Annotated in this window: 22 protein-coding genes; 7 read left to right on the top strand and 15 right to left on the bottom strand. The window is 73.9% G+C overall.

Annotated features, from left to right (window positions below; genetic code table 11):
* Positions 1-2: 2 nt before the first annotated feature.
* The 3 genes from KSE_RS35565 to KSE_RS35555 all read right to left on the bottom strand — a co-directional run bounded on the left by KSE_RS35565 (position 3) and on the right by KSE_RS35555 (position 5,042).
* Entirely contained in the window at positions 3-2,159 is a 2,157-nt protein-coding gene (locus tag KSE_RS35565) for a M4 family metallopeptidase (protein WP_014140238.1), read from the bottom strand.
* Positions 2,160-2,481: 322 nt separating this feature from the next.
* Positions 2,482-3,516, bottom strand: coding sequence for a formylglycine-generating enzyme family protein (locus KSE_RS35560; RefSeq protein WP_014140237.1), 1,035 nt, complete (start codon positions 3,514-3,516; stop codon positions 2,482-2,484).
* A 104-nt stretch (positions 3,517-3,620) separates the two neighbouring features.
* On the bottom strand, positions 3,621-5,042 hold the full coding sequence (locus tag KSE_RS35555; RefSeq protein WP_014140236.1) for a sulfatase family protein: 1,422 nt from the start codon (positions 5,040-5,042) through the stop codon (positions 3,621-3,623).
* 271 nt (positions 5,043-5,313) lie between these two features.
* On the opposite strand from KSE_RS35555, the gene KSE_RS35550 reads away from it, so the two are divergent.
* On the top strand, positions 5,314-5,772 hold the full coding sequence (locus KSE_RS35550; protein ID WP_014140235.1) for a pyridoxamine 5'-phosphate oxidase family protein: 459 nt from the start codon (positions 5,314-5,316) through the stop codon (positions 5,770-5,772).
* A gap of 110 nt (positions 5,773-5,882) precedes the next feature.
* Here KSE_RS35550 and KSE_RS35545 read toward each other — a convergent pair whose 3' ends face one another.
* Positions 5,883-6,515 (bottom strand): hypothetical protein, encoded by a 633-nt coding sequence (locus KSE_RS35545; protein ID WP_014140234.1) that lies wholly within the window; start codon positions 6,513-6,515, stop codon positions 5,883-5,885.
* A gap of 155 nt (positions 6,516-6,670) precedes the next feature.
* A complete protein-coding gene (locus tag KSE_RS35540) occupies positions 6,671-7,264 on the bottom strand; it encodes an RNA polymerase sigma factor (protein ID WP_014140233.1) in 594 nt (197 codons plus the stop codon).
* A gap of 348 nt (positions 7,265-7,612) precedes the next feature.
* Here KSE_RS35540 and KSE_RS35535 point away from each other — a divergent pair, with 348 nt between their 5' ends.
* The gene (locus KSE_RS35535; protein WP_014140232.1) at positions 7,613-8,446 is read left to right on the top strand and encodes an SAM-dependent methyltransferase; all 834 of its coding nucleotides are present in this window, start codon (positions 7,613-7,615) and stop codon (positions 8,444-8,446) included.
* Between the two features lie 209 nt (positions 8,447-8,655).
* On the opposite strand, the gene KSE_RS35530 is transcribed toward KSE_RS35535, so the two are convergent.
* Complete coding sequence (locus KSE_RS35530; RefSeq protein ID WP_014140231.1) at positions 8,656-9,330, bottom strand: TetR/AcrR family transcriptional regulator; 675 nt, start codon at positions 9,328-9,330, stop codon at positions 8,656-8,658.
* A gap of 112 nt (positions 9,331-9,442) precedes the next feature.
* Here KSE_RS35530 and KSE_RS35525 point away from each other — a divergent pair, with 112 nt between their 5' ends.
* Positions 9,443-10,477 (top strand): zinc-dependent alcohol dehydrogenase family protein, encoded by a 1,035-nt coding sequence (locus KSE_RS35525; protein WP_014140230.1) that lies wholly within the window; start codon positions 9,443-9,445, stop codon positions 10,475-10,477.
* A gap of 10 nt (positions 10,478-10,487) precedes the next feature.
* Entirely contained in the window at positions 10,488-11,186 is a 699-nt protein-coding gene (locus tag KSE_RS42505) for a hypothetical protein (protein ID WP_014140229.1), read from the top strand.
* Positions 11,187-11,256: 70 nt separating this feature from the next.
* On the opposite strand, the gene KSE_RS35510 is transcribed toward KSE_RS42505, so the two are convergent.
* The gene (locus KSE_RS35510) at positions 11,257-12,024 is read right to left on the bottom strand and encodes a GntR family transcriptional regulator (RefSeq protein ID WP_014140228.1); all 768 of its coding nucleotides are present in this window, start codon (positions 12,022-12,024) and stop codon (positions 11,257-11,259) included.
* Positions 12,025-12,293: 269 nt separating this feature from the next.
* On the opposite strand from KSE_RS35510, the gene KSE_RS35505 reads away from it, so the two are divergent.
* Complete coding sequence (locus KSE_RS35505; protein ID WP_014140227.1) at positions 12,294-13,811, top strand: alkaline phosphatase family protein; 1,518 nt, start codon at positions 12,294-12,296, stop codon at positions 13,809-13,811.
* Between the two features lie 120 nt (positions 13,812-13,931).
* Here the strand turns inward: KSE_RS35505 and KSE_RS35500 are convergent, their stop codons facing one another.
* A complete protein-coding gene (locus KSE_RS35500) occupies positions 13,932-15,104 on the bottom strand; it encodes an 8-amino-7-oxononanoate synthase (protein ID WP_051055559.1) in 1,173 nt (390 codons plus the stop codon).
* 119 nt (positions 15,105-15,223) lie between these two features.
* Between KSE_RS35500 and KSE_RS39125 the strand changes: the two genes are divergently transcribed.
* The gene (locus KSE_RS39125) at positions 15,224-15,961 is read left to right on the top strand and encodes an HAD family hydrolase (protein WP_014140225.1); all 738 of its coding nucleotides are present in this window, start codon (positions 15,224-15,226) and stop codon (positions 15,959-15,961) included.
* A 69-nt stretch (positions 15,962-16,030) separates the two neighbouring features.
* Here KSE_RS39125 and infA read toward each other — a convergent pair whose 3' ends face one another.
* The 3 genes from infA to KSE_RS35480 form a co-directional block, all read right to left on the bottom strand.
* Complete coding sequence (infA, locus tag KSE_RS35490) at positions 16,031-16,255, bottom strand: translation initiation factor IF-1 (RefSeq protein ID WP_014140224.1); 225 nt, start codon at positions 16,253-16,255, stop codon at positions 16,031-16,033.
* A 123-nt stretch (positions 16,256-16,378) separates the two neighbouring features.
* A complete protein-coding gene (locus KSE_RS35485; protein WP_014140223.1) occupies positions 16,379-17,143 on the bottom strand; it encodes a GNAT family N-acetyltransferase in 765 nt (254 codons plus the stop codon).
* 300 nt (positions 17,144-17,443) lie between these two features.
* Entirely contained in the window at positions 17,444-17,797 is a 354-nt protein-coding gene (locus KSE_RS35480; protein WP_014140222.1) for a DoxX family protein, read from the bottom strand.
* Positions 17,798-17,944: 147 nt separating this feature from the next.
* Between KSE_RS35480 and KSE_RS35475 the strand changes: the two genes are divergently transcribed.
* Entirely contained in the window at positions 17,945-18,796 is an 852-nt protein-coding gene (locus KSE_RS35475) for a LysR family transcriptional regulator (protein ID WP_014140221.1), read from the top strand.
* A 75-nt stretch (positions 18,797-18,871) separates the two neighbouring features.
* Here KSE_RS35475 and KSE_RS35470 read toward each other — a convergent pair whose 3' ends face one another.
* The 4 genes from KSE_RS35470 to KSE_RS35455 form a co-directional block, all read right to left on the bottom strand.
* The gene (locus KSE_RS35470; protein ID WP_014140220.1) at positions 18,872-19,366 is read right to left on the bottom strand and encodes a rhodanese-like domain-containing protein; all 495 of its coding nucleotides are present in this window, start codon (positions 19,364-19,366) and stop codon (positions 18,872-18,874) included.
* Positions 19,367-19,673: 307 nt separating this feature from the next.
* Positions 19,674-19,943 (bottom strand): hypothetical protein, encoded by a 270-nt coding sequence (locus KSE_RS35465; protein ID WP_014140219.1) that lies wholly within the window; start codon positions 19,941-19,943, stop codon positions 19,674-19,676.
* A gap of 55 nt (positions 19,944-19,998) precedes the next feature.
* Positions 19,999-20,670: a class I SAM-dependent methyltransferase gene (locus KSE_RS35460; RefSeq protein ID WP_033257879.1), complete on the bottom strand. Its 672-nt coding sequence runs from the start codon at positions 20,668-20,670 to the stop codon at positions 19,999-20,001.
* Positions 20,671-20,739: 69 nt separating this feature from the next.
* On the bottom strand, positions 20,740-21,399 hold the full coding sequence (locus KSE_RS35455; RefSeq protein WP_014140217.1) for a DUF6928 family protein: 660 nt from the start codon (positions 21,397-21,399) through the stop codon (positions 20,740-20,742).
* Between the last annotated feature and the right edge of the window lie 290 nt (positions 21,400-21,689).

Below are 21,689 nucleotides of genomic sequence, written 5' to 3'. Positions count from 1 at the left end.
GGTCAGCCGACGCTGACGTCGTCGAGCAGGAAGGTGGTCGCCAGGTAGGCGTCCTCCTGGCCGGCGAACGAGATGCTGACGTTCTGGCCCCGGAAGGCGCTCAGGTCGACGGTCTTCTGCACGTAGCCGGCGCTGGCGTTGGCGTTCGAGTACGTCGCCAGGGTCTGGCCGTTGACGTTCACCTTGAGGGTGTCGTAGGCGGTGGTGCCGGACTCCGCGGTGGTGACCTTCAGCCAGAAGGTGAGCTTCGGGCTGCCGGTGGACGGCACCGCGATGTTCGACTGCGACAGGGTCTCGGTGGCGGCCGAGCCGTAGCCCATCATCCACGCGTACCAGCTGCCGCCGTGCGCGGACTGCTGGGTCGAGTTGGTGATGTCGTTGGCGCTCTGGGTCCAGCCGGCGGTGCCCTGCTCGAAGTCGCCGTTGGTCAGCGCGTTGCCGCCCGGGTTCGGGTTGCCGGTCGGCGAGGAGGTGGGCGTCGGCGACGGCGACGGGTTGCCGTTGCCCGGGTCGGGCAGCGCGGTGCCGAGCGAGACGGCGGCCCACGCCTTGGAGACGATGTAGCGCTCCTGCGAGTTGGCGCCGTACAGGTCGGCGGCGGCCTGCAGGGTCGCGGTGCGCGCCGCGCTGTAGTTGCTGGTGGAGGTCAGGTAGGTCGACAGCGCGCGGTACCAGATCTGCGCGGCCTTGTCGCGGCCGATGCCGTTGAAGCTGTCGCCGTTGCACGGGGTGCCGTTGTGCGACAGGCCGCCGATGGTCTTCGCGCCGGTGCCCTCCGCCGTCAGGTAGAAGAAGTGGTTGGCGATGCCGGAGGAGTAGTGCACGTCCACCGAGCCGGCCCGGCTGCTGTAGCAGGACAGCGAGTTGCCGTCGGCGGCCGGGTTGTCCATCCGGCGCAGGTAGCCGTTGCCCATCCGGAGCTTCTCGCCGATGTAGTAGTCACCGGGGTCGGTGGTGTTGCCGGCGTAGAACTCGACCATGGTGCCGAAGATGTCGGAGGTGGCCTCGTTCAGGCCGCCCGACTCGCCGGAGTAGTTCAGGTTGGCGGTGGCGGCGGTGACGCCGTGGCTCATCTCGTGGCCGGCCACGTCGAGCGCGGTGAGCGGGGTGTTGCCGTTCTGCGAGGAGCCGTCGCCGAACGACATGCAGAAGCAGGAGTCGTCGTAGAAGGCGTTCAGCAGCTGGTTGTCGACGTGGACGTACGCCGGGGCGCCCCGGCCGTCGTTGCGGATGCCGCTGCGGTTGAAGGTGCTCTTGTAGTAGTCCCAGGTCTTCGCCAGGCCGTAGGAGGCGTCGACGGCGGCGCTCTCCCGGCTCGAAGTCGAGCCGTTGCCCCAGGAGTTGGACGACTTGGAGAACGTCCGGGCGTTCTGCGCCGGGTTCGACTGCGGGCTGTTGTACGAGTCGTAGACGATGGTGCCGCCGTGCGCCGCGTCGGTCAGCGTGTAGCCGCTGCCGCCCTGGCTGGTCTCGATGGTGACCTGGCCGACGTTGACGCCGTTGCCGGTGCCGGAGACCGTCGGGTTGACCTCGTACTGGTCGAGCACGGCGCCGGTGCCCGCGTCCAGCAGGACGGCCTCGCGGGAGTTCGCGCCGGCCTCGCCCGCGCCGGTGACGGTGTTGCGGTACGCCAGCACCGGGACCTTGCCGACCGCCCAGACCAGCAGCTGGCTGGTGTCCAGGTTGGTGGTGCGGGCCTCCTTGACGTGCTTGGCGCTGCGGGTGGCGGTGGACGCGGCGTCCTTGTCGGACAGCATCGGGGTCACGCCGTTCAGCTTGATCGCACCCTCGTGCGCCCAGCTGGTCGAGGTGATCCTGCCGTTCTTGGCCCGGTGCACGACCAGGTCGCCACCGACCACCGGCAGCCCCCGGTAGGTGCGGTCGTAGCGCACGTGCCGGGCGCCGTCGTTGTCGACCTGCACGTCCTTCGGCAGCAGGCGCTCGTCCGGGCCGAGGCCCAGCGCCTTCGCCACCGCGCCGGCCTCCTTGTCCGCCTGATCCAGGAGCGCGAGGCGGCCGACGGTGGTCATCGCCTGCGGTCCGGCACCGTTCGCGGTGGTACCGCTGGCCAGTGCGGGCGACTGGGAACTCGCGACCATCACGGTGCCCATGGTGAGGGCGGCCGCAACAGCTGCCGCCATGGCGGTCTTGCGGTTCATCGGGTTTCCTCCCACCGAGCCGGGGTTGATGGGGGACGGCCGTGACACCGGTTGGGGTGTGGTGCCACGGCCGGTTTCAGCTCGGCGGCAGGACGCTAGGACCGCGGACCACCCCGGCGACATGCCCTCGCCGAGTCGGCAAGGGCCGGTCAAGGGTGAGTCATCCCCTCCCCCAGGGAACCCCCGACGCCCCTTCGGCCCCACCCCGCCCGTGGCCTCCGGACGGGGCGGGGCCGGGCCGGGGGAACGTCAGGGCGGGGCTGGGCGGCCCGCCACCCGCCTGGCCGACCACCCGACCGCCCGTCTGCCCGGCCGCCTGCGGTCAGCGGGCCACCCGGAAGCCGATGTTGCCGCTGGAGCTGTCGGGGGTGTTGGAGGAGCGGGCGGCCAGCCGGTAGCGGTTGCAGTAGGAGGCGTGGCACATGTGGGAGCCGCCGCGCATGACCCGGGCGGTGCCGGTGGGCGGGCCGAGGGGGTCCTGGCGGGTGGCGGGGGTGTCGGGGCGGTGGTGGTCGGGGCTGAAGTGGTCGGCGCACCACTCCCAGACGTTGCCGAGCACGTTGTAGAGGCCGTGGCCGTTGGGCCGGTAGGAGCGGACGGGGGCGGTGGAGCGGTGCCGTCCGGTGTTGCGGGTCGGGAAGTCGCCCTGCCAGATGTTGAGCAGTTCCCGGCCGCCCGGGGCGAGTTCGTCGCCCCAGGGGTAGCGGGTGCCCTCGCTGCCGCCGCGGGCGGCGTACTCCCACTGGGCCTCGGTGGGCAGCCGGGTGCCGGACCAGGCGCAGTACGCCTGCGCGTCGTTCCACGAGACGTGCACCACCGGGTGCTGCTGCCGGGCGGCGAAGCCGCTGCCGGGGCCCTCCGGGGTGCGCCAGGCGGCGCCCTCGACGGCCCGCCACCACGGGGTGGCGGCGACCCGCGGGGAGCGGGCCCGCAGCCGTTCCGGCAGGAAGCCCTCGAAGACGAAGCTGGAGCCGAAGCGCTCGGCGTCCGTGACGTACCCGGTCTCCCGGACGAAGGACGCGAACTCGGCGTTGCTGACGGTCGTCGCGGCGATCGCGAACGGCCCGAGCAGCACCTCGCGGACCGGCCCCTCGCCGTCCCCCGCGATCCCGTCCGGGTCCTGACCGCCCATCCGGAACGCCCCGCCGGGCAGCTCCAGCAGCCCGCGCCCGGCCCGCACCGCGGCGGGCGAGAGCGCGGGTGCGGGCGCGGGCTCGGGCGGCGTCGGCACGGGCGGCGTCGGCACGGGCGGCGTCGGCACGGGCCTCGGCTGCAGGGTGAGCAGGGTCGACGGGGGCGACAGGGTCGGCAGGCCGAGGTCGGCGGGCTCGTGCCCGGGAGCGCAGCAGGAGGGCATGACGGCCTCGTTCCTTCACGGGAGTGCGGTGTGGTGCGGGTCCGGCCGGCCGCCGGGGAGACGACCGGCCGGGGCTCGGGGCGGGGCGGGTCAGGCGAGGCGGGTCAGGCGGCCCGGTGGGCGGCGAGCGCGGCCGCGAGGGCCGGGATGCCGAGCGCCTGCTCCTGCGCCGGGGTGGCCTGGTACAGCTTGTTGACCAGCTGGTAGGGGTCGGCGTCCAGGTCGTAGTACTCGCGGAAGTCGAGCGCCCCGGTGCCGACGGGCTGCCCGTTCGCGTCCGTGTGCAGCTTGTAGTACTCGGTGTACTGCTCGGTCTTCGACAGGTAGGAGGCCCAGGTGTGCGGCCGCCCGGCCTGGTGGACGCCCTGCTCCCAGTACTCGACCAGCAGGTGGTCGCGGCTGTACGAGCCGAGCAGCGAGTGCCCGTCGACCGCCCAGTCCGGGGTGATGCCGGCGGCGTCCAGGATGGTCGGGGCGAGGTCGATGTTGGCCACGATCCGGTGGTCGGCGGGGCTGCCCGCGCCGAGGCCGCCGGCCGGCCAGGAGACGTAGAACGGCACCTCGACGGACGGCAGGTAGGGGACCGACTTCTTCGACCAGCCGTGGTCGGCCCAGGTGTAGCCGTTGTCGCCGAGGTAGATGACCAGGGTGTTGTCCAACTGCCCGAGCGCGGCCAGCTTGTCGTGCAGCGCCTGCACGGCGTCGTCCACCGAGAGCAGGGTGCGCAGTTGGCGGGCCCGCAGCTGCCGGGCGGTGGCCAGGGTGCCGGTGGAGTTCTGGATCCACTCGGGCTTGTCGCTGCGGTCGGCCTCGTCGACGGACGGGCGGCCGTTCCAGACCGGGACGACCGTGTCGGCGTACTTCGGCTCCGGCGTGTTGGGCTCGTGCGAGGCCTTCGGGGCGACGAACGCGAACCACGGGCGCGGGTCGGTGGCGGCCTTGTCGAGAAAGGCCAGCGCGTGGTCGCGGATCACCGAGGTCGAGTAGCCGGGGATGGTGTGGACGGTCCCGTTGTCGTTGTACTGCCCGTCGTTGTAGACCACCGGCGCGGACAGCAGCCACTCGTCGAAGTGCGGCGGGTTGTCGGCCGGCTGCCAGGCGTTCAGGTACTTGCCGAACAGGCCGGTCCGGTAGCCGGCCTGGTGCAGCGCCCGCTGGACGGTGTCGTGCTGGTCGAGGTTGTACGGGTGGCCGTTGTCCCGGACGCCGTGGTGGTGCGCGTACTGGCCGCTGAAGATCGACGAGCGGGACGGCGCGCACAGCGGCGTGGTGACGTGCCCGGAGGTGAACCGGACGCCGTGGCCGACCAGCCAGTCCACCGTCTTCGGGGTGGCCCACTCGGTCTGCTTCGGCTGGTCGTCGGTGAGGATCACCAGGATGTTCGGCCGGGCCCCCGCCGCGGCGGCGCCCCCGGCGCCCACGGTCAGCGGCAGCGCGGTCGCGGCGGCCACCGCGGCGGCCCCGGCGAGGAATTCACGGCGGCCGAGCTTCGACCGGTCGCGCGGCGGTTCGGTGTTCCGACTCATGGCGTGCGTACCCTTTCGACGGCGTGCGGGAGGGCGGACGGGAGGGCGTGCGGGCGGAGCGAGTCGGCGGGCGTCCCCGGCCGGGCGGAGCGTTGAACGGTGTGCGGCGCGCTTGACCGTGAACCTACGGGCGCCGCTGAGCAGGCCGCAATTGCCTGCGGACAGACAACGCACGCTGTTCACGGCCCCGTTGCAATGTTTCGCACACTGTCCGAAATCCTTGCGAGCCCCCGTCAGGAACATCCGCCCCACCGGTGCCGTTGCTCACGTCATGACCAAATCCGTACCGCCCCGCAGGCTCTCCGAGGACGCCCTCTCCGACCTGCTCGCCCGCCAGCGCTTCGGCACCCTCGCCAGCGTCCGGCGCAGTGGCCACCCGCACCTGACCACCATGCTCTACGGCTGGGACGCCCCCGCCCGCACGCTGCGCTTCTCCAGCACCGACGACCGCGCCAAGGTCGCCCACCTGCGCGCGAACCCGCACGCCTCGCTGCACGTCCAGGGCGAGGACGTCTGGTCGTTCGCCGTCGCCGAGGGCGAGGCCGAGGTCTCCGCACCGACCACCGTCCCCGGCGACGCGGTCGGCCGCGAACTCCTCGCCATGTTCCCGCCCGACCTGCGCCCCGCCGACGAGAACGCGTTCTTCGCCCAACTGGTCGCCGAACGCCGGGTGGTCGTCCGCCTCCGGGTCACCCGCCTCTACGGCACCGCCCTGGACATCGAGGGCTGAACCACCGCCAACCGCCGCCGCGAGGCACCGTCAGCCACCGCGCAGGCCCCAGTCGTCCAGGCCCTCGTAGACGAGGGCGAGCCGGGAGCGGTCGTGCGCGCGGGGCGCCCTCAGCCGGCCAGGTCGCGGACCAGGGTGCTGCTGACCTGCGGGAGTTCGCCGTACTCGGGGTCGTCGCAGTCGACCGGCAGCTGGTGGATGACGGCGGCCAGCCGGGGCGGGAGCTTCACGTCGAGGCCCTCGTGGCAGAGGGTGAGGATCTCGGCGAGGACCCCGGCCGGCAGCAGCGCGTCGCGGACCCCCAGGACGCGCGGGGGCCGGCGGGGGCCGGTGGCGAGGGCCTCGGCCTGGCGGCGCCAGAGCTCGGCGTCGAGGAACTCCCCGAGGCTGCGGTGCAGCAGGCTCAGACAGGACGCGGCGGTGTAGGAGCCGCCGCCGGCCGCGAACTGCCACCAGAACTGGGCGGCGTCGCGGTGCCGGGCGGTGTGCAGCAGCGCGCCGAGGACGAGGGCGCCCTCGGGGTGGATCCGCCGGTCGTTGACCAGCAGGTCGAGCGAGGCGGCGGCGGTCGGCATCGCGAGGACCAGGGAGGCGGCGAGGTCCAACTCGTGGGCGGCCTGCAGGTTCTCGGACGGGAACGGCCGCGGGGCGGTCAGCAGCCGCTCCCAGGACACCCCCTCGTCGTCGGGGCGCGGCGGCGCGGAGCGGGTGGGTGAGTGGAGGCTGTCGCTCCCGGCGCTCATCTGGTTCCCCCGTCCGTCCGTCGTCCTGCGGCCGGTAGTGCCGCGCTCGGTCGTACTGCGTTCAGTGGTCCTGCGTTCGCGTTCTGCGGTGCTGGGTTCGCGTTCGGTGGTGCGGTGTTCGGTGGTTCCGCGTGCCCGTCACCGGCCACCGTGGGTCACCACTGGTCCCGGTACTCCCGGCGTTCGCGGTGGCCGCCGCCGAGGGCGGCGGCCAGGCGGTCCAGGGCCTGGAACGCGGTGGAGCGGACGTGGGCCTCGGTGGTGGCCAGGCAGTCGGCGATCTGGGTGTCCGTCAGGCCGAGCAGGTAGCGCAACACCATGACGTCGTGGCGCCGTTCGGACAGCCCACACAGCGCAGCGTACATCCGCTCGTGGCCGACGCCGGTCTCCGGCAGGTGCCGGGCGCGTTCGGCGGCGGCGCGCAGGGCGCCGACCCAGTGCGGGACGGGCTCGGGGGACCCGTGGGGTTCGAGGGGTATCGCTCCGCCGTCGATCATCCGGTGCAGCAGGGCGGCGGCGACCTCCTCCTTGAGGATCGTCCAGGCCTGGAAGGCCGGGTACTGGTCGCGCAGGATCCGCGGCCACTCCCGCCAGACCCGGTCCTTCGCGGTGTTCACGGCCTCGCGCGCGGTGGCGGTGTCGCGCAGGCGGGTGCCGGCGAAGCCGGACCACGTCCGCTGGTGGGTGTCGCAGAACGCGTCGAACGTCAGCCGGTGCCGGTCTCCGACTGCCCGGTCGCTCTCGTTCATGCCGTTCCTCCTTCCCGGACCGTCGGCGCGGCGGGGGAACTCGCGTCCCCTGGAGGAACATTAAGACGCATCAGGTGTCCAGATGCTAATCCGGCACAAGGGGTTTCAAGATCAGACATAAGTCGTTCGAACCGACAAGCTGCCCATCTTCAACTCTGAACGTTCATTGGCGATATGAGATCGATACCGACCGTTTCGGTCACGGCGGCCACCGAACCCGGTCGAAGCCCTTGATTGCCCGTTCGCCCGCATGGGCATAGTGGGTGCGATCGACGGAAGATCAGCGGAAGACCGACGGCAGCGCGACGGAAGCACGACGGAAGACCAGCGGGCGATCAGGGGGAGCAGATGGCAGACGCACACGGCACGGCCGACGGGGCCGGACTGGAGACCGGGGTCGAGGTCAACCTCGACATCCACCTGGCGCACTCGGCCCGGATGTACGACTTCTACCTCGGCGGGACCACCAACTTCCCCGCCGACCGGGAGGCCGCCGGGCGCGCGCTGGCCGTCTTCCCGTACGCCCGCTCCGCGGCCCGCGCCAACCGCGCCTTCATGCGCCGCTCCACCCGGCTGCTGGCCGAGCGGGGCATCAGGCAGTTCCTCGACATCGGCACCGGCATCCCGACCTCGCCGAACCTGCACGAGGTCGCCCAGCGGGTCGCGCCGGACGCCACGGTCGTCTACGCCGACAACGACCCGATCGTCCTGCTGCACGCCCAGGCGCTGCTGCGCGGCACCGACCAGGGCGTCACCGCCTACGTCCAGGCCGACGTGCGCGAACCCGAGGCCCTGCTGGAGGCCGCCGCCCGCACCCTGGACTTCGACCGGCCGATCGCGCTCAGCATGAACGCCCTGCTGCACTTCGTCCCCGGCCGGGCCCACGGGATCACCGAGTACTTCAAGGACCGGCTGCCCAGCGGCTCCGCCCTCGTGATGAGCCACCTCACCCCGGACTTCGCCCCGGACGAGACCGCCCGGCTGATCCAGGTCTACACCGCCGCGGGAACGCCCGTCGCGTCCTGCACCAGCGAGGAGTTCGGCCGCTTCTTCACCGGCTGGGACGTCCTCGACCCCGGCATCGTCGCCACCCCCCGCTGGAACCCGTCCCCCGACGACGACACCGAACGGATCAGCGACGCCGGCGCCTCCTGCTACGGGGCGGTCGCCCTCCGCCCCTGAGGCAGAGGGGTTCCGGCAGGTACGGAGCCCCGGCAGCCCGTCGCCGCCCAGCGGCCCCTCGGGGGCCTCGGCGAGGGGCGCCGCCTCCGCCTCCGCGCAGGCCGCGCGCAGCCGTTCCGGCGCGGAGGCGAGCGAGGGAGGCGCGGGGCAGCCGGCGACGGCAGGGCCGTGAGCCCGCCGCCCCGCTCCCCCGCGACGCCTCGGCCCGGCTACTCCCCTTCGGCCGGGGCGGATTCGGCAGGGGCGGATTCGGCCGGGACGGCTTCCGGCGGCACGGATTCCGCCAGCACGCGTTCCGCCATTTCGCGGGCGACGGCGACCGGCTCGGTCCCCGGGCGGGTGGCCGCGGCGGCCATCGCACCGTCGATCAGCAGCAGCAGTTGGGCGGCGGCGCGGTCGGGGCGGGGGTGGCCGAGGGCGCGCAGTTCGTCGGCCAGTAGCGCGGCGACCTGCTCGCGGTAGCGGCGGGTGACCTCGTGGCCGGGGTGCTCGGGGTCGGTGAGGGCGAGGTCGGCGGCGAGGTAGCGGCAGCCGCGGAAGCCGGGTGCGGCGACGACGACGGCGAGCCGGTCGAAGACGGCGAGCAGCCGGGTGCGCGGGTCGTCGCCGGCCGCGCCGAGGGTGCGCCGGTAGTCGGCGGCATCCTCGGCGGTGCTGCGGCGGAGCACTTCGACGATCAGGCCGTCCTTGCCGCCGAAGTGCTCGTACAGCGAGCGGCGGGCCACGTTCGCGCCCTTGAGCAGCGCGTCCACGCCGACGCCCATGCCGTGGCGGTACGTCAGCTCCTGGGCGGCCGCGAGCAGTCGTTCGCGCGGCCCGGGCCCGACCGCCGCGCCTGCCGCACCCGTCCTGTCGGTCCTGTCCGTCCCGTTCGCCGTGGCCATGGGTGTCAGCCTGCCAGGGGTTGACCGGTAGATCAAACGGTCTATACATTCACGCCCCATATAGACCGACCGTTCTATCTACTGCTCTCCAGCCCACCGGAGGAACCAGCCCATGCGCAGCTACCACCTCGACAGCGGTGCCGGGATCGACGGCCTCACGCTCCGCGAGCACCCGGATCCGGAGCCGGGGCCCGGGCAGGCCCTGGTCGCCGTCCGCGCCGTGTCGCTGAGCTTCCGCGACCTGATGGTGCTGCGCGGCGACTACGTGCTGCCGGTGAAGCCGGACGTGGTGCCGGTCGCCGACGGCGCGGGGGTGGTGGCCGCGGTCGGGCCCGGCGTCACGGCGGTGCGGGTCGGCGACCGGGTGGCCGGCAACGTGTTCCCGAGCTGGCGGGACGGGCCGTTCGACCTCCGGCACCTGGCGCAGCTCGGCGGCTCGCTGGACGGCACGCTCACCGAACTCGCCCTGCTGGACGCCGACTCGCTGGTGCCGCTGCCCGCGCACCTGTCCTTCGCGGAGGCCGCGACGCTGCCCTGCGCGGCCGTCACCGCCTGGAACGCGCTGACCGGCGACGGCGTGGGGCTGCGTCCGGGACAGACCCTGTTGACCCTCGGGTCGGGCGGGGTCTCGCTGTTCGCACTGCAGCTCGGCCGGGCGCTCGGGGCGCGGGTGATCGCCACCACCAGCGGCCCGGCCAAGGCCCGCCGGCTGGTCGAGCTGGGCGCGGACGAGGTGATCGACTACCGGACCGTCCCCGACTGGGCGGGCCGGGTCCGCGAGTTGACGGACGGCCGGGGCGCGGACCGGGTGGTCGACGTGGCGGGCCTGCTGGAGCAGTCGCTGCGGGCGGTACGGGTCGCGGGCCACGTCGCCTGCGTCGGCTTCGTCTCGGACACCGCCCCGCCGCTCGACCCCCGGGCGCTGTTCGGCTCCGGCGCCACGGTGCGCGCGCTGGCCGTCGGCAGCCGGGCCCAGTTCCTGGAGCTGAACGCCTTCCTCGAACGCCACCGGCTCCACCCGGTGCTCGACCGCTCGTTCCCCTTCGACCGGGCCGCCGACGCCTTCCGGCACTACGCGTCGGGGGCCGCGTTCGGCAAGGTGACCATCGGCCTCCCGGCCTGGTCACGCCCGCACGGGGCGCTGTAGCGTGCCCGCCATGGCGATCGGCAGCACGACGGACGGCGACACCGCGAACAGCGACTCGGCGGGCAGTGACTCGGCGCGCAGCGACTCGGCGCGCAGCGACTCGGCGGTGCGGACGGCGGCGCCCGGCGTGGTGCCCCTGGTCCTGGCGGCGGCGGTGGCCGGCGCGTGGGGCTTCGGCGCGGCCGCAGCCGGGGCGTCCTGGGCGGACGGGGCGCGCGCGGCGCTGCGCGGGGACGGCCTCGCGGTGTTCGCCGGGTACGCGGCGGCGGTGGCGGCCGGGAGCCTGCTGCGGACGGCGGCGCCGGCGTACCGCACCCGGCCGGTGGGCGCGGTGTGGGCGGGGGCCGTCGTGGCGCTGCTGTTCGGGGCGCTGGTGGCGCTGCTGGCCTGGCCGGTGGCGGGGATCGCGCCCGCCTCGGGCCACGACCCGGTGTCCAACCGGGACCCAGGCTTCGTCTACCCGCTCTGGCTGGCCTCCACCCTGTTGCCGCCCGCGCTGGCCACGGCCGGCGTCCGGATGGGTCTGCCGTACTCCCCCCGGCGCCCTCCCGCCCCGAGCCCCTCTCCGGACTGCTCTCAGGCCGCCGCCCCGGCCGCCGCGCCGCGCCTCCCGCTGCCCGCCGACGGGACGGTGCGACGCGGCGTGCTGCGCGGACTGGCCTGGGGCGCGGCCCCGTTCGTCCTGCTGCTGTTCCTGTCGGCGCTCTGATCACCGCGATCGCGCCCGCGTCCGCGCCCGCGTTCCCGCCCCTGCCCGCGTCCCCGTCCCCCCTCCGCCGTCAATCGGTGGTGGGGGCGGTCAGGTCGAGGGTGAAGCTGAACCGGTCGCCCCGGTAGAGGGTGCGGACGAGTTCGAGCGGGTGCCCGTCGGCATCCCGGCTGCGGCGGTGCAGCAGCAGCATCGGGAGGGCGGGCGGGGTGCCGATCAGCAGTGCCTCGCGCGGGGTGGCGAGCACGGTCTCGATCCGCTCCTCCGCTCTGGCGAGGCGCACGCCGCGTTCGCGCAGGTGCTCGTAGAGCGAGCCGGCCGGGTCGAACTCGGCGGCCAGGTCGGGTACCCGGGCCACCGGCAGGTAGGTGGATTCCAACCCGACCCGCTCCTCGTCGGCGCGCAGCACCCGTTCGAGGTGCCAGAGTGGTTCGCCGGCCGGGACGGCGAGCCGTTCCGCCGCCACCGGGTCGGCGGGCAGCCGGTCCAGCGCGATCAGGGTCCGGCCGGGGCGCAGGCCCTGCCGGGTGACGCCCTCGGTGTAGCTGGCCAGCGACAGCGGCTGTTCGATCTTCGCCCCGGCCACCACCGTGCCGCGCCCCTGCCGCCGCAGCCGCCCCTCGATCAGCAGGTCCCGCAGCGCCTGCCGGACGGTCGCCCGGGCCACTCCGTACCGCTCCGCCAGCCCGGCCTCGGTGGGCAGCCGGCCGCCGGGGCCCAGCTCGCCGATCAGCTCCTCCAGTTCGGCCTTGACCAGGTAGTACTTGGGCACCCGGCCGTGCTCGGGCACCCCCGACCTGGCGGGGGCGAGGGGGGTGCGGGGCGCGGCGTGGTTCACCTCCCCAGCGTAGCGAGCGCCCTCCCCCCGAGTGTCCGGCCCCGAACGTCCGGCCCCGACCCCGAGCGTCCGGCCCGCCCCGTCCTCCGCTTGCTTCCGCCACCACTCGCATCGTCGGCGAATCATCACGGAACGATAACTGGTCTGGACTGAATTTTGACGCTTGTTCATACAACCGTGGATTCGGTGCGGGCTCGCGCTCGCCCGCCCGGCCCATCCTCGGTTGCCGGTGCAACCGCACCGCGTCGCTTTCCCGTTGGGAGCCCCCCGTGCGCAACTCCCGTTCCACCATGGCCCTCTCCCTCTCCGCCGCGGCCGTCGTCGCGGCCGCGCTGGTACCGCTGAGCGGTTCGTCCGCCGTGGCGGCGACCGGCGCCTACAACGGCCTGCCGAACGGCAGCAAGCAGGCCAAGACGCTGGTGATCGGCATCGACGGCACCCGGTACGACAAGATCGCGGCGGCGGACGCGCCGAACCTGAAGGCGCTGATGGCGTCGGGCACCACGGCGACGTCCAACCTGTACGCGAACCCGCTGGCGCCGACCCTCTCCGGGCCGGGCTGGTCGACCATCGCGACCGGTGTGTGGCCGGACAAGCACAAGGTGCTGGACAACAACTTCACCGGCTCGCGCTTCGACCTGTACCCGGACTACGCGAGCCGGCTGGAGGCCGCCGACCCGTCGAACTCGACGCTGGTGATCGGCTCCTGGAACCCGATCACGGCGAACGTCTTCAACGGCACCGCCGACCTGCGGATCCCGGAGAGCGAGAACGACGCGAAGACCGCCTCGGACGCCGCCGACTACCTGGCGCACGGCAACCCGGACTCGGTGTTCCTGCACTTCGACGAGGTCGACGAGGCCGGGCACTCGTACGGCGGCGCGTCCGCCCAGTACCTGTCGGCGATCCACGGCGCGGACGCCCTGCTCGGGCAGGTGCTGACCGCGCTGAAGTCCCGCGCCACGTACGCCGCCGAGGACTGGCTGATCGTGGTCACCACCGACCACGGCCACACCGACGCGGGCGGCCACGGCGGCAACAGCGCCAACGAGCGGCAGACCTGGATGGTCCTCAACGGCCGGGGCCACGCCGCCGGGGCGCGCCGCTACGACGTGAAGCCGGTCGACATCGCGCCGACCGTGCTCAAGCACGAGGGCGCGCCGATCGACCCGGCCTGGGGGCTGGACGGCAAGCCGGTCGACGAGATCGCGCCGGACGAGTTCGACGCGCTGCGGCCGAGCCTGCAGACCCGGGTCGACGAGACCGGCATCGGCTCGACGGTCAAGGGCTTCACCCACACCCCGCCGGCCGGCTGGACCATCGACAACTCGCGGATGCCCACCGGCGGCGTCACCGAGTGGCGCGGCTGGGCGTTCGCCACCGACGAGTTCTGGACGGCGGCGCAGCTGGGCCAGAGCCGCGAGACCAACGTCCGGGCCCGCAACGTGTTCGCGGTCGCCGACTCCGACGAGTGGGACGACAAGACCCACGGCGCCGGCCAGTTCGACTCGACGCTGGTCAGTCCGGCCTACCCGGTGGCGGGCCGCACCCGCGGCACGCTGTCCTTCGCCACCGACTACAAGGTCGACGGCCCGCAGACCGGCGACGTGTACGTGTCCTTCGACGGCGGCGCCGCGCAACTGGTGAAGTCCTACCGGGCCGACCTGAACACGGTCGAGCACCTGGACGTGACCGTGCCGGCCGGGGCGTCCACGGCCCGGTTCCAGTTCCGCTACACGGGCACCAACTCGGCGTTCTGGACGGTCGACCAGGTGGTCTTCAGCTGACCCGCGCTCCCGGAGCGGGCGGGCGTCCTCGTCCGGCCCGCCCGCTCCGGGGCCGCCACGGGTCCGGGGCCCGACCCGCCCCGGACGCGTGACGGCCCGGCCTCACGGGCCTCACGGGCCTCAGCGGGTCTTCAGCACCACGCCGGCCGCGAACGCGACCTGCTCGGCCGTCAGGTCGGCGCGGGCGGTGAGCCGCAGGCGCGGGACGCCGTCGGGGACGGACGGGGGGCGGAAGCAGCCGACCGCCAGGCCCTCGCCCCGGCAGGCGGCGGCCCAGCGCACGGCGTGTTCGGGATCGTCGGCGCGGACGGAAACCACCGCGCCGTCGGGGGCGGAGGCGTCCAGGCCGGCGTCGGTGAGCCGGTCGGCGAGTTCGCGGGCGACCCGGAGGGCGTCGGCGGCCCGGCCGGGTTCGGCGCGCAGCAGGCGCAGCGCGCCGAGGGCGGCGCCGACGGCGGCGGGGGCCAGGCCGGTGTCGAAGATGAAGGTGCGGGCGGCGGAGACCAGGTGGCGGATGACCCGTTCCGGGCCGAGGACGACGCCGCCCTGCGAGCCGAGGGACTTGGAGAGCGTCGCGGTGGCGACCACGTCGGGCTGTCCGGCGATGCCGGCGGCGGCCCCGGCGCCCGCGCCGCCCGGGCCGAGGACGCCCAGGCCGTGGGCGTCGTCGATGACCAGCGCGGCGCCGTGCGCGCGGGCGGCGGCGAGGTGGCCGGCCAGCGGGGCGGCGTTGCCGTCGACCGAGAAGACCGAGTCGGTGACCACCAGGGCCCGGGGTTCGGCGCGGGCGGCGAGGGCCGCGCGCACCGAGGCGGGGTCGCAGTGCGCGGCGCGGGCGACCCGGCCCCGGGCGAGGCGGCAGCCGTCGATCAGCGAGGCGTGGTTGTGGGCGTCGGAGACGATCAGGGTGTCGGGGCCGGCGAGCGCGGTGAGGACGGCGAGGTTGGCGGTGTAGCCGGAGGAGAACACCAGGGCGGCCTGGTAGCCGCAGAACTCGGCGAGTTCGCGTTCCAGCGCGGTGTGCTGCTCGGTGGTGCCGGTGACCAGCCGGGAGCCGGTCGCGCCGCCGCCCCAGCGCAGGGCGGCCTCGGCGGCAGCGGCGGTGACGGCCGGGTGGCGGGTCAGGCCGAGGTAGTCGTTGGAGGCGAGGTCGAGCACCGGGTCGTCGGCGGGGCGGCTGCGCAGCCGCCTGGTCAGCCCGGCGGCGTCGCGGACGGCCGCGGCCCCGTCCAGCCAGTCGAACACCCGCTGCGGAGCCTCGTCCGCTCCGCTGACCTGCGCGTCTGCCACCATGCCCGGCACTCTTCCACCCGGCGCGCGACCGGGGCAACGCGTACCGTCCCGATGTGCGGTGTCCCACACTTCGGGACGACGGCGGGCGGCGGTGCGGCCGGTTCCGGCAGACTCCCCCGATGGATGATCTTCGTCGCCCCACCCACCTGCTGTTCGACTTCTTCGGCACCCTGGTGGACTACTCGCCCAGCCGCACCGAACAGGGCTACCCGCGCTCGCACGCGCTGCTGCGCGGTTTCGGCTCCACCCTCGACTACGACGGCTTCCTCGCCGCCTGGTCGGCCGTCAGCGCGCGCTTCGACCGGGAGACGGCGGCGGACGAACGCGAGTTCTCGATGGACGAGCTGACCGCCGCCTTCCTCACCGAGACGCTGCCCGCGGCGCCGACGGAGGGCCAGGTCGCCGGGTTCGTGGCCGCGTACCTGGCGGAGTGGGGCGCCGCGATCCGCCCGGTCGAGGGCGTCGCCGAGCTGCTGCGCACCCTGGCCGGGCAGTACCGGCTGGCGGTCGTCTCCAACACCCACAGCCCGACCATGGTGCCCGCGCTGCTGGACGATCTGGGCGTGCTCGACCTGATGGACGCGGTGGTGCTGTCCGTGGACACCGGCCACCGCAAGCCGCACCCGTCCATCTACCGGGCCACCCTGGAGCGCCTCGGCCTCTCCCCCGCCGACGCCTGGTTCATCGGCGACTCCGCCGCCCCCGACTACCACGGCCCGCGCCGCACCGGCATCCCCGCCCTGCTCATCACCCCCGCCGACGCCGCCGGCACGGCCGACACCGCCCCCGACGTTCCCCCCGCGCACCGGATCCCCTCCGTCCACGCCCTCCCGGGCCTGCTGGCGGCGGTCTCCTGACCCAGGAGGGACGTGCGCGGGGCCCACGGGACCCACGGGACCCGTGGGATGGCGGGGCCTGAGCGCGGGTCAGTTGCGGTAGCGGAACAGGATGCGTCCCCTGGTGAGGTCGTACGGGCTGAGCTCGACCAGGACGCGGTCGAACGGGAGGATCTTGATGTAGTTCTTGCGGATCTTTCCGCTGATGTGGGCCAGTACCTGGTGGCCGTTCTGCAGCTCAACCTTGAAGGTGGCGTTGCGCAGGCATTCGAGGACGGTGCCCTCGAGTTCCAGGCCCTTTGCTACTCGTGGCAAGAGTGGTCTCGATTCTCTGGTGGGAAGAGCGGGATGTCTGCCGGGTACGCCGGTCCGCGCCGCCCGGTGAAGGCCGGTGAAGGCCGGTGGTAACCAGTGGTGGCCGGTGGTGATCGGTGGCGTTCAGTCGCGGATCAGTTGCAGGACGTGGCCGGCCCGCTGCGCGCCGAGGCCCTCGAAGAGGGCGGTGGCGGCGGCGTGGGACTGGTCGACCTCGGCCCGGGCGGTGGCGGTGCCGGATTCGTGCAGGGTGTGCAGGGCGTGCGCGAGCAGGGTGCGGCCGAGACCGTGCCGCCGGTGGGCGGCGCGGACGGCGAGCAGGCCGATCCGGGCGGGGCCGCGGTGACCGCGGACCACCCGGACCAGGCCCGCGTACCGGCCTTGGTGCACGGCGACGGCGTACAGCGAGGGGTCGATGAGAGTGTCCCCCGGAGGGCCGGGTCGAACCTCCGCGGGCATGGTGTGCCAACCGGGTCCGGCCGCGACCTCGGCCCGGATCTCGCGGTCCAGCACCCGCAGCCGGCCTTCGTCGGCCGTCCCGGCGGGCAGGACGGCCACGTCCGGGGCCGGACTGGGCAGGTCGACGGCGGTGGACAGGACGTACTCCCACTCCCGCCGCTCGGGGACGAACCCGGCCCGCTCCCAGCGGGCGGCCGCGTCGGTGTCACCACCCTCGACCAGGGTACGCAGCGGGGTGGCGGGGAGGGCGGCGAGCATCGCGGCGGCGAGCGGTTCGAAGGCCGCGTCGTCCCACACGTCGACGCTGACGAAGTGTCGGCGGTCGGGGCGGACGGAGACGTCGGCGTGGCCGACGACCACGCCGTCGGCCAGGGCCTGCCACCGGGTCTCGTCGACCCGGGCGATCTGCACGGTGTTGTCAGTGTTCATGGCTTTCGCCTTTCGGGAGTGCCTGCGTTGTCACGCGAGCGCTCCCGACGACACCTGTGTCAGTCGTTGCACCGTGGGAAAGGGGGGAGCACCCGCCTGGATCCTGCTCTCATGGGGAACTCACCTCCTCGTTTCCGTTCACGGCGATCCGAACAGTAGCAACCTCCGGCGGCCCCTCCAACTCATTTATTCTCCACCGTTCTCCGTCCCGTTCTTGATCCGGCTCCCTGTGACCCCTGCCAGCCCCTGACTGCCCCGGCCCGTCCCCGGCCCGTCCCCTGCAAGCCACCTGACGGTTGCTCAGAGCGACAGCGCGAGGCAGCCGGCCGCGACGGCGAGCAGGGCGAGGTTGAGGCCGATCCGCCGGTCCCCGCCGGTCAGGTGGACCGGTATCGCGCCCAGTTGCAGCAGGAGCAGCCCGCTCGCGGCGGCCGGGGCGAGCCAGCCGGCGGTGCCGGTCAGCGGGGGCAGCAGCAGGCCCGCGGCGCCGAACAGTTCGGCCGCGCCGAGGGCGCGCGGCGCGGGGCGCGGGACGCGGTCGACCCAGGCCATCATCGGGCGCAGCCGCTCGGGGTCGCGCAGCAGCTTGAGCGTGCCCGCGTAGGCGTAGAAGAGGGCGAGCGGGTCCGCGAGGGTCCAGTAGGCGATGTCCATGGTTCCCGTCCGTCCGTGGGGCCCGGTCGACCGGGCCCGTCGTCGGCGCCGGCCGGACCGGCCGCGCCCCACGAGTCCACCGCCGGGGCCGGGCCGCTGTCCAAGACCCGTTCCGCACGGCCGATACCGGATGGGTATCGTCGCAGCGTGGAGCTACGGACCTTGCGCTACTTCGTGGTGGTCGCCGAGGAGCTGCACTTCGGCCGGGCCGCCCGCCGCCTGCACCTCAGCCAGCCGCCGCTGAGCCGGGCGGTCCGGCGGCTGGAGGACGACCTCGGCACGCCGCTGCTGGTCCGCTCCCCGGCGGGCGTCGCGCTGACCCCGGCGGGGGCGGTGCTGCTGGCGGAGGCCCGGGAGCTGCTGGCCCGGGCCGACCGGGTCCGGGCCAGGGTCGGCACGGCCGCCGGGCGGGCGGGTCTGACCGTCGGCCTCCTGGGCGACGGCACCGACCCGGGCGTGGCCCGGCTGGCGGCCGCGTTCCGCCGTGACCACCCCGGCGTGGACGTGCTGGTCCGGGAGACCGACCTGACCGATCCGACCTGCGGACTGCGCGCGGGGCTGGTCGACGTCGCGCTGACCCGGGCACCGTTCGACCCGGACGGCCTGGCGGTGCGGGTGCTGCGGTCCGACCCGGTGGGGGTGGTGCTGCGCGCGGACGACCCGCTGGCCCGCCGCGAGCGGCTGCGGCTGGCCGAGCTGGCCGACCGGCGCTGGTTCAGCTTCCCGCCGGGCACCGACGTCCGCTGGCAGTCGTACTGGCACGGCGGCGTCCCGCGCGAGGGCCCGGTGGTGCGGGGTGTCCAGGAGTGCCTGCAGGCCGTCCTGTGGAGCGGGACGGTCGGCCTGGCCCCGCTCGGCCACGACCTGCCCGCCGAACTGGCCGTGGTCCCGCTGGCCGACCTGCCCCCGAGCCGGGTGGTGGTGGCCTGGCCGGAAAGCCGGACCGACCCGCTGCTGCACTCCTTCGTCGAGGCCGCGACCGCCGCCTACCGGCCCTGACTCCCAGCAGCCTTCCGGCGCGGTCCGCTGGACGGCCAGCGGACCGCGCCGGGTTTCCACAGGGCTGAGCAGGGCTCAGCAGGCGCAGGAGATGCCCGAGCGCGGAGCGGTCAGGTCGTCGACCGGGCGCTGCTCGCTGCCGCCGGCGGTGTCGTACGCGAAACCCTCACGGGCCCAGTACTCGAAGCCGCCGAGCATCTCCTTGACCCGGTAGCCGAGCCGGGCGAAGGCCAGCGCGGCCCGGGTCGCGCCGTTGCAGCCCGGGCCCCAGCAGTAGGTGACCACGGTCAGGGCCGGGTCGATGCTCCCCGGCGCGAGCTCGGCGATCCGCGCAGTGGGCAGGTGGAGGGCCCCGGGGATGTGCCCCTGGTCCCAGGCGGCCTTGCTGCGGGTGTCGACCACCACGATCCCGGGCACCCCGGCCGCCAGGTCGGCGTGGACGTCGGAGACGTCCGCCTCGAAGGCGAGCCGCGCCGCGTAGTGGGCGGCGGCCTCGGCCGGGTCGGCAGCGGGAACGTTCAGGACCGCGCTGGTGACGGCGGTGGCGCTGACGGTGGCGGTGGCGGACATGGGGTGCCTCGTTTCTGGTGGTGCGGCGGGGCGGCACAGGTTGCGGCGGCGACACAGGTCCCCGGCGGTGCGGGGTCCGGTGGGCCTTCCTGGTTTCCCGGCCCGGTGGCGACGACCTTGAGTCTTCCGCCTCGCCTCCACCCCCCACGAGTGGCGTGAGCGCCTATGGCCATCAAGATCCCGCCAAGCCCTCCGCGTCCTCCTCACCAGCGCTCCATCGCGCGCAGGGCCCGTTCGAGCTCGCCCAGGTACTGCCACAGCTCGAAGCGGACCTCCTCAACGATCCGGTCGTCGGCCCCGGGGTACATCAGTCCGCTCCAGACCACCATCCGCCCCCGGAACCCGACTGCCGCACCCACTTCCTCCCCCGCCCCGCCTCCATCACGTCCACGGTGCGGGCCCGGTCGGTCGGCCAGAGCTGGCCGCCGGGGCGCAGCAGCCGTCCCGGCACGGCACCGCGGGCGTTGACGTTGCTGCGGCTGATCAGGTCGAGGCCGTCCACGAAGAGGTACGTGTGGGTGGCCGTGCACTGCGGCGGCCCCGGACAGACGCCGAGCAGCAGCGTACTGATCGGCAATGTGCCGTTCTGTCCGTACGCCCGGCGACTGCCGGCGCTGCCCGCGTGCAGGAGGCTACGCGGTACCGGACACCGGGGCGGCCGCCGGGCGCGGATCCGCTCCGGCCGGGGCTCGGTAGAGCAGCAGGTAGCGCCAGAAGAGCAGCCGCCGCATCCGCGCACCGGGCAGCAGCCTGGCGGCCTCCTGCCGCGTCCATGCGTAGGTCATCGTCGGCGGGGCGACCGGTGCCCGTACCGCGTTCGGGCCGGTCGGACGGGTGCGGCGGGCCCGTTCGATGAACGCGACGACGGCGCGCGCGGCCGCATTGACGGGGACGGCGGCCAGGCTCCACAGCCAGTCCGTGCGCGACTTCTCGGGGTAGCAGCCGAGGATGACCAGCACCCCGCCCGGGGCCAGCGAATCGCGCAGCGCCCGGACGGTCTCGAACGGCATGTGGTGCAGGCTGGCCAGGCAGGAGACGAAGTCGTAGTGCCCGGAGGGTAGTTCGGCCCGGGTGGCGTCCTCGCACCGGAACCTCGGCGCCGGCCCCTCTGCGGCGGACGTGACCGCCCGGGCCGCCTCGATCGCCTCCGCCGAGGGGTCGACGGCGTCCACCTCCACTCCCCGCGCGGCCAGTCGCCGTGCGAAGCGGCCCGTCCCGCAGCCGACGTCGAGCGCGGTCCGAGAGCCTACGGGGAGGTGCCGCAGCAAAAGGCGGTGGTAGTGGTCGTTGTGGTCGAAGGGCATAACTCCGACCCTGCCACAGCCCAACCACGCCGCCGGCAGTGTCCCGCGGATCCACAGGCACCGGCCGGCTCAATCCGTGATCGGACCGCGCATCAGGAAGTCGTGCAGCCCGACGGCCGCGGTGTCGATGTCGGTGGGACCCGGTGGGCCGGTCAGGTTGATCCTGCACAGGGCGCGCAGCGCATCCGCGCCCAGTGCCAGGGCGTGGAAGGGCAGCGCGTTCGGGTCCTCGGCCCGGTCAGGCCAGGAGTCGCCGACGACGGCTCGGTCGGCCTCCTGGTACGGAACCTCGAAGAGGAGCGGTTCGCCGATGTCCTCGATGATCCCCTCGTCCGGACAGAGACTCAGTGAACGGACCAGCCGCCGGTCCTCCCAGACCCCGAAGGCGGACCAGTCGACGACGCTGTGCATGGAGTGCGCCACCAGCCGCCGACCGGCGCTGGCGGCGATCAGCCGGACAGGGAGTGCGGACGGCCGTTCACCGACCAGTCGCTGCGCACAGATGACGTCGATCCCGGGAAAGCTCCCCGCGCAAACCCGCCCGAAGGGCGGCCACATACCTTCTGCGAGGGAGGCCGGACCCATGAGCTCGATCGCGCAACCTGGTAGCAGCCGCCGCAGCATCGTGGTGGTCCGCCCGAGGTCCGCCGGGCCGGCAGGGCTGACCGTTCTCGGGCGGTCAGCCACGTCGCCATCGGTATAGACCAGCAGGCTTGTCCTGAACCCCACGGTCTTCCCCTTCCCGGCATACGCCCCGGCCCCTCCGGCAGACTAACCGGCCGCGCCGACGGCGGGATCGGCCTCCCTTCCGCCTCCGGTGCCCGTTCGCCGGGGCGTTCGCCACACGCCGCGTTCCCCGGTGGGAACCCGCTCTCGCCCCGTCGTCCGAGCGGCGCTTGCCAGGCGTACCGAAGACGGGTGAGGGTGGGGTCTTGAACCGGAACTGGTACAGGGGAGATGGACGGGTGGAGGTCGTCGAGCGCGCGGTGACGGCGCCTTGGGAGGGAGTACGGTGCACG

Origin of the sequence: Kitasatospora setae KM-6054, from assembly GCF_000269985.1 — a bacterium.
Taxonomy (GTDB): domain Bacteria; phylum Actinomycetota; class Actinomycetes; order Streptomycetales; family Streptomycetaceae; genus Kitasatospora; species Kitasatospora setae.
The sequence above is the reverse complement of the archived record's forward strand: the minus strand, read 5'-3'. Positions and strand labels throughout refer to the sequence as shown.

Bases quoted from the DNA above. Each gene is read 5' to 3' on its own strand.
- KSE_RS35500 (WP_051055559.1), bottom strand. From the start codon at position 15,104: ATGGTGGCAGACGCGCAGGTCAGCGGAGCGGACGAGGCTCCGCAGCGG.
- KSE_RS42505 (WP_014140229.1), top strand. From the start codon at position 10,488: ATGGCGATCGGCAGCACGACGGACGGCGACACCGCGAACAGCGACTCG.
- KSE_RS39125 (WP_014140225.1), top strand. From the start codon at position 15,224: ATGGATGATCTTCGTCGCCCCACCCACCTGCTGTTCGACTTCTTCGGC.
- KSE_RS35535 (WP_014140232.1), top strand. From the start codon at position 7,613: ATGGCAGACGCACACGGCACGGCCGACGGGGCCGGACTGGAGACCGGG.
- KSE_RS35480 (WP_014140222.1), bottom strand. From the start codon at position 17,797: ATGGACATCGCCTACTGGACCCTCGCGGACCCGCTCGCCCTCTTCTAC.
- KSE_RS35460 (WP_033257879.1), bottom strand. From the start codon at position 20,670: ATGCCCTTCGACCACAACGACCACTACCACCGCCTTTTGCTGCGGCAC.
- KSE_RS35545 (WP_014140234.1), bottom strand. From the start codon at position 6,515: ATGAGCGCCGGGAGCGACAGCCTCCACTCACCCACCCGCTCCGCGCCG.
- KSE_RS35550 (WP_014140235.1), top strand. From the start codon at position 5,314: ATGACCAAATCCGTACCGCCCCGCAGGCTCTCCGAGGACGCCCTCTCC.
- KSE_RS35560 (WP_014140237.1), bottom strand. From the start codon at position 3,516: ATGCCCTCCTGCTGCGCTCCCGGGCACGAGCCCGCCGACCTCGGCCTG.
- KSE_RS35565 (WP_014140238.1), bottom strand. From the start codon at position 2,159: ATGAACCGCAAGACCGCCATGGCGGCAGCTGTTGCGGCCGCCCTCACC.
- KSE_RS35530 (WP_014140231.1), bottom strand. From the start codon at position 9,330: ATGGCCACGGCGAACGGGACGGACAGGACCGACAGGACGGGTGCGGCA.
- KSE_RS35555 (WP_014140236.1), bottom strand. From the start codon at position 5,042: ATGAGTCGGAACACCGAACCGCCGCGCGACCGGTCGAAGCTCGGCCGC.
- KSE_RS35540 (WP_014140233.1), bottom strand. From the start codon at position 7,264: ATGAACGAGAGCGACCGGGCAGTCGGAGACCGGCACCGGCTGACGTTC.
- KSE_RS35485 (WP_014140223.1), bottom strand. From the start codon at position 17,143: ATGAACACTGACAACACCGTGCAGATCGCCCGGGTCGACGAGACCCGG.
- KSE_RS35470 (WP_014140220.1), bottom strand. From the start codon at position 19,366: ATGTCCGCCACCGCCACCGTCAGCGCCACCGCCGTCACCAGCGCGGTC.
- KSE_RS35525 (WP_014140230.1), top strand. From the start codon at position 9,443: ATGCGCAGCTACCACCTCGACAGCGGTGCCGGGATCGACGGCCTCACG.